The 6,272-nt window shown below is 67.8% G+C and carries 6 protein-coding genes; 1 reads left to right on the top strand and 5 read right to left on the bottom strand.

Annotated elements, in window-relative coordinates:
- Positions 1-625 precede the first annotated feature (625 nt).
- Entirely contained in the window at positions 626-850 is a 225-nt protein-coding gene (locus OP04_RS36965) for a hypothetical protein (protein WP_033344620.1), read from the top strand.
- 919 nt (positions 851-1,769) lie between these two features.
- Here OP04_RS36965 and OP04_RS36960 read toward each other — a convergent pair.
- From OP04_RS36960 to OP04_RS36940, 5 genes are all read right to left on the bottom strand, one after another.
- The gene (locus OP04_RS36960) at positions 1,770-2,567 is read right to left on the bottom strand and encodes a carbon-nitrogen hydrolase family protein (protein WP_033344554.1); all 798 of its coding nucleotides are present in this window, start codon (positions 2,565-2,567) and stop codon (positions 1,770-1,772) included.
- A gap of 9 nt (positions 2,568-2,576) precedes the next feature.
- Complete coding sequence (locus OP04_RS36955) at positions 2,577-3,164, bottom strand: GNAT family N-acetyltransferase (protein ID WP_232323873.1); 588 nt, start codon at positions 3,162-3,164, stop codon at positions 2,577-2,579.
- A 107-nt stretch (positions 3,165-3,271) separates the two neighbouring features.
- Positions 3,272-4,567 (bottom strand): ATP-dependent Clp protease ATP-binding subunit ClpX, encoded by a 1,296-nt coding sequence (gene clpX, locus OP04_RS36950; RefSeq protein ID WP_033344553.1) that lies wholly within the window; start codon positions 4,565-4,567, stop codon positions 3,272-3,274.
- A gap of 318 nt (positions 4,568-4,885) precedes the next feature.
- Positions 4,886-5,551 (bottom strand): ATP-dependent Clp protease proteolytic subunit, encoded by a 666-nt coding sequence (locus tag OP04_RS36945; RefSeq protein ID WP_033344552.1) that lies wholly within the window; start codon positions 5,549-5,551, stop codon positions 4,886-4,888.
- 11 nt (positions 5,552-5,562) lie between these two features.
- Positions 5,563-6,195, bottom strand: a complete 633-nt coding sequence (locus OP04_RS36940; protein WP_033344551.1) for a ClpP family protease — start codon at positions 6,193-6,195, stop codon at positions 5,563-5,565.
- Positions 6,196-6,272 lie beyond the last annotated feature (77 nt).

The raw sequence follows: 6,272 nt of genomic DNA, 5'->3' as shown, positions 1-6,272 counted from the left end.
AAATCATAATTGGCACTGGCTTTTCAAGCACCCTGTTGAGTTCTCAAAGAACAACCACACACCACACTCAAACCGGCTACACCGACCCAAGTTCTGGGGCATTTCGTCCGTATTCGCGCCCTTTGTCACCGCCGGGCACTCGTACTACTTTACTCGGTCGTTTTCGCCTTGTCAAATCCGCTCTCCGTGAGGAGCTGCTGGATCTTTCCAAGAGCAACGCCCGGATCTCCCCATGCTGACGCACACCGTTACCGGTGGTTGTCATTTCCGAGGAATCCTGCGGACCGGCCTCCGACCCCACAACGCTCGCCGTGAGGCTTAAAGCGTTCGGATCGTTCTTGCCCGGCTCCCGCTGGCTGTCTTACTCTACCCGGTCGGTTTCGCAAGTCCAAATCGGGGTCTTACCCGATTTGCTGCACCACCCGGTTGCCCCGATTCCGTCCGCTCAGTGACTTTCGCCCTGTTCGTCCGGTTCCCCGTGGCGAAGAGAAAGTTACGCGGTCACCGCCACCAAGCACAAATCAGCCCCTGTCGATCATCCCGAAAGCGTCCGTCCGGTGTCCGCAACGCATCGATGTCCGCAAGACGCTGCCGCTGCCCGGTTCCGCGTGCCAGAGTGGGCGGCATGGCTACCGACACGTCCGCGACGACCCCCGGTTCCGACGCGCTGCTCGGTCAGCTCTTCCCCCTGTGGCACCTGGTCATCGGCGCTATCGTGCTCGTCGTCCTGGTCCTCTCCGTCCGCCGGCTCGCCGCCCGCGGCCAGACCCGGATGACCACGGCCATGCTCGTCACCGGCGGCGCCATCGCCGGCCTCACCGCGCTCGGCATCTTCTTCGACGGCCGCTGACCCACTCGTTCGACGTCCGCCGGCCCACTCCCGCAGCGCAGATCTCCACTCCCTGACACGATCGAGTGTCCACACCCGGTCGAGATCCAGGCCCCCGCCAACCGAGGCACGCCGTTCCCGGTCAACGCCATGATCAGCGTGCCGGGTCTGTCCCCGGGCAGAACGCCGGAGTCCCGAGCCCGGCGCACCGGACCTCGCCGTGCACCGGACCTCGCCGGGACAAGCAGCGTCCTCGGAATCCCGGACACAGAACCGGACTTCCCCGACCGGACAGACTCCCTGGAATGCCGAGCTCGAAACTCCGGGCCTCCCCCGACCGGACAGAGTCCCCGGAATGCGAGCCCAGAACTCCGGACCTCCCCGACCGGACAGCCTGCGGAATCCCGAGCCCGCCGCACCGGACCGCCCCCGACCGAGCAGGCCGCCGTATCCCTAACCCCCAGGCATCGGGCGCCGGACCTCGCCGCCCGGACCGGCTTCCCTTCCCGCACACCTCCGATGACCCGCACTGCGAGACGACGGCGGGGGCGCGTCGAAAGAACGAGCCCGGGGCACCGGACCTCCCCGGCCCGCGGAACCCCGGCCGGGGAGGCCGGCACGCGGCCGCAAGGTGGGCGGCCGCAAGGTGGGTAGCGCGGGAATGGAGCCCCGGCCGGGAGGCCGGCGCGCGGCAGGGAGGTGGGTAGCGCGGGAATCGCGGCTCGCCGGGACCAGCGGCGGAACCGGCTCCGATCGGGGATCGGAAGCGGAGCGCCAGCGGAGTCTTCCGAACCCCGGAGGTTGGCCCGCGGGAGCATGCGGACCGCCACCACGCCGGAAGCGGGAAGATCTGCTTGTGCTGCCTTTGTTGAGCTCTCAGCTCCACGGTGGCGAGCCGGCCCGCATGCTCCACTCCCACGACCGCCCGCTCAGCGGTGATCTAGAGGCGGCGGTTGGCGAGGCTGGGGAGTTCGAGTCGGATGGTGTCGAGGCGGGGGAGGTCGAGGTCCGCGACGACGACCGTGGTCGTGTCGGGGGCCTGGGCGAGGACGGTGCCCCAGGGGTCGATGATCATGCTGCGGCCGAAGCAGGTGCGGCCGGGCTCGTGGTTGCCGATCTGGCCGGCGGCGAGCACGTAGCACTGGTTCTCGATGGCGCGGGCGCGGAGCAGGATCTCCCAGTGGTCGCGGCCGGTGTGGGCCATGAACGCGGCCGGCACCACCAGCAGTGTGGCCTCTCCCCCGGTGGCGAGCGCGCGGTAGAGCTCCGGGAAGCGGAGGTCGTAGCAGATGGACAGGCCGAGGCGCGTGCCTTCGATGTCGACGACGACGGTGTCCGTGCCGGCGGCGACGCTGCGCGACTCGTGGAACGAGACCTTGCCGGGGATCTCGACGTCGTAGAGGTGGATCTTGCGGTACGCGGCCGCGAGCTCGCCGGCCCGGTTGAAGACGAGGCTGGTGTTGTAGATGTGGTCCGCGTCCGGCCCGGTCTCGTGGAAGGAGCCGGCGTGCACCCAGATGCCGAGCTCGCGTGCGGCGTCCGCGAAGAACGTGCCGAACTCGCCGTCGACCGGCTCCGGCTTGGGCGCGCCGGCGGACGGGCCGAGGTAGTCGGTGTATTCCGGCAGGACCGCCAGGTCGGCGCCGGCGTCGGCGGCGCGGGCCAGCAGCTCGCGGGCCGTGGCCAGGTTGGCGGAACGGTCTTCCCGGGCGTTGAGCTGGCACACCGCGACTCGCATGACCTGAGCCTAGGACAGGCCGGGTGCCTGGACCAGGGTCGTCTGGAGGATCGCCTCGGCGCCGACCGGGAGGTATCCGGCCGCGAGCAGCGTGCGGGTGCTGGCCGCGTTGCCGGGCGCGACCTGCGCCCAGAGGTGCGCGCCGGCCGGGATCAGGTGGCGGGCCGCGGTGACGAGCGCGCGGCCGAGGCCGGCGTCGCGGCGCCCGGGATCGACCTCCATGGAGAGCTCCCAGCGGCCGGCGAGACCGCGGCCGACCGTGAGCAGACCGCCGGGCGCGGCGTAGATGCGGACGTCGTCGCGGTAGCCGACCGCGTGGCGTACCCGCGGATGGTCGTGGTCGTCGATTGTCGTCAGCGACAGCGGGGGCGGGCCGGGCAACGCGGGGGCGACCAGCATCTGGTCGATGCTGTTGATCCTGCGGTGCAGGTGGCGTTCGAGCGCGTGCAGGAACGGCGGGTTCATCGGCTCGGAGATGTGGTCGCCGGTGTCGGGGAGGTGCGCGTTCACCCATTCGGGGGTCACGTCGGCGGCGATCACCACGCGTGCGGGGAACGAGAGGACGGCGGCGTCGCGCGCGGACGGCGCGGGGACCACCTCCAGGAACGGCTCGGACGGCAGGCGTTCGCCGTGCGCGACGCGGTCCAGGAGGACAGCAAGACGCCCCGGCGAGGTGGCCGGGGCGTCAGCGGTACGAACGGCGGTCAGGCCGACTTCTCCTCGCGCTCGCGGCGGGCACGGCGGCCCGTGAACTCCCGCGGCACGATGGTCGGATTCACGTTCTCCAGGACGACGCCCTTGGTGATGAGCACGCGGGCGGCGTCGGGGTTCGACGGCACCTCGTACATCACCGACTGGAGGACCTCCTCCAGGATGGCCCGGAGGCCACGGGCGCCGGTGCCGCGGAGCATGGCCTGGTCCGCGATCGCGTTCAGCGCGTCCTGCTCGAACTCCAGCTCGACGCCGTCCAGCTCGAAGAGACGCTGGTATTGGCGGACGAGCGCGTTGCGGGGCTCGGTGAGGATGTTGACCAGCGCGTCGCGGTCGAGGTTGCGGACCGTGGTGAAGACCGGCAGACGGCCGATGAACTCGGGGATGAGCCCGAACTTCAACATGTCCTCCGGCATCACCTTCGACATGATGTCGTCGGTGTCCCGGTCTCGGATCGAGCGCAGGTTGGCCCCGAAGCCGACGCCGCCGGCGCCGATGCGGGACTCGACGATCCGGTCCAGGCCCGCGAACGCGCCACCGCAGATGAACAGCACATTCGTGGTGTCGATCTGGATGAACTCCTGGTGCGGGTGCTTGCGGCCGCCCTGGGGAGGAACATTCGCCGTGGTGCCTTCGAGGATCTTCAGCAGCGCCTGCTGGACGCCCTCGCCGGAGACGTCCCTCGTGATGGAGGGGTTCTCCGACTTGCGGGCGATCTTGTCGACCTCGTCGATGTAGATGATGCCGGTCTCGGCGCGCTTGATGTCGTAGTCAGCGGCCTGGATCAGCTTGAGCAGAATGTTCTCGACGTCCTCGCCGACGTAGCCGGCCTCGGTCAGCGCCGTGGCGTCGGCGATCGCGAACGGAACGTTCAGCATACGAGCGAGCGTCTGCGCCAGGTGTGTCTTGCCGCAGCCCGTGGGGCCGATCAGCATGATGTTCGACTTGGCGAGCTCGATCTGGTCGTTACCCGAGCCGGGGGCGCCGTTGGCCTCCGCCTGGATCCGTTTGTAGTGGTTGTAGACCGCGACCGCGAGTGCGCGCTTCGCGTTCTCCTGGCCCACCACGTACTGATCCAGGAACTGGACGATCTCCATCGGCTTGGGAAGCTCTTCCCACTTCACCTCGCCGGACTCGGCCAGCTCCTCTTCGATGATCTCGTTACAGAGATCGATGCACTCGTCGCAGATGTAAACACCTGGGCCCGCGATGAGCTTCTTGACCTGCTTCTGCGACTTTCCACAGAAGGAGCACTTCAGTAGGTCGCCGCCGTCACCGATCCGTGCCACCTACGCTCTCCCTGCGCTCATCGGCTGGAGACTCCCAACCCTGGCCTGAGGACGACCTGGTAAACCGGCCTTCGCTCAACGATATTCAATCGTCCACCGGACCGCGATGCTTAGCGGTGCGGACTCGACGTTACCCCCTGCGGGGGCGTTTCTCCGACCCCCAAAACTGGCGTGTCAGAGACCAACCAGGCTAGCGGGCCTCCCCCACTGGGGGTTTGGTGCTATATGCCCGATTTGAGTGCGTACGTTCAAGACGAGCAATAGTGAAGACCAGCCACAGTAACCTACCTGCGGCTGGCCTTCGTCAAGGGCGCTGAATCAGTTCGCGGCGATGGCGCCGACCAGGCCGCTCTTCTTCCGGTTCTGCAGCACCGTGTCGACGATGCCGTACTCCTTGGCCTCGGCCGCGGTCATGATCTTGTCGCGGTCGATGTCCTTGGTGACCATCTCCGCACTGCGGCCGGTGTGGCGCACCAGCAGCCCCTCCATCTGCGAACGCATGCGGAGGATCTCGCGGGCCTGGATCTCGATGTCCGAGCCCTGACCGTAGCCACCCTCGGTGGCCGGCTGGTGGATTATCACCCGGGAGTGCGGCAGCGCCATGCGCTTGCCCGGCGTGCCGGCCGCCAGCAGGATCGCGGCCGCGGAGGCGGCCTGACCCAGGCAGACCGTCACGATGTCGGGCCGCACGTACTGCATCGTGTCGTAGATCGCCGTCATCGCCGTGAACGAGCCGCCGGGCGAGTTGATATACATCGTGATGTCGCGGTCCGGGTCCGTCGACTCCAGCGTCAGCAGCTGGGCCATCACGTCGTTCGCCGAGGCGTCGTCCACCTGGACGCCCATGAAGATGATCCGGTCCTCGAACATCTTGTTGTACGGGTTGGACTCCTTCACCCCGTACGACGTGCGCTCTACGAAGGACGGGAGAATGTACCGGTTGTGCACCGGAGCGAACTGCGGGGGCAGTGTCATGTCCGTCATTGTCGCCTTCCTCAGTTCAACGTTCCGGCGCCCTCGGGGACCTGCGTCGCCCCGGTGATCACCTTGTCGATGAAGCCATAGTCCTTGGCCTCGGCGGCCGTGAACCAACGGTCCCGGTCCGAGTCGGCCTCGATCGTGCCCTGCGCCTGCCCGGTGTGGAACGCCACGCGCTCCTGGAACATGCGCTTCGTATACAGCATCTGCTCCGCCTGGATCGCGATGTCCGCGGCGGTGCCGCCCATGCCACCGGACGGCTGGTGCATCATGATCCGGGCGTGCGGCAACGCGTACCGCTTACCGGCCGTGCCGGCACACAGCAGCAGCTGGCCCATGGAGGCCGCCATGCCCATCGCGACCGTGGAGACGTCGTTGTCGATGAACTGCATGGTGTCGTAGATCGCCATGCCGGAGTAGACCGAACCGCCGGGCGAGTTGATCCAGAGGTTGATGTCCCGCTCCGGATCCTCCGCGGAGAGCAGCAGCAGCTGCGCGCAGATGCGGTTGGCGACCTCGTCGGTCACCTCGCTGCCCAGAAAGACGATCCGCTCCTTCAGCAGCCGGTTGTAGACCGAGTCGTCGAGGCCACCGGCGAGGTTTCCGCCACCTCTTGCCAGAGGCGACGCATTGAGATGCAAGTCGGTCATGGCAGCCCTTCGCTGTTAGTCCTTCGTAGGACCGACCCTAGCCCGTCGACGGGGCAGTTCGTCCGCTCATGGGGCAC

It is taken from the genome of Catenuloplanes japonicus (assembly GCF_000717135.1).
In the GTDB taxonomy this organism is placed as follows: Bacteria; Actinomycetota; Actinomycetes; order Mycobacteriales; family Micromonosporaceae; genus Catenuloplanes; species Catenuloplanes japonicus.
Note: the sequence above shows the minus strand (reverse complement) of the source record. Positions and strands in the feature narration are given on the sequence as shown.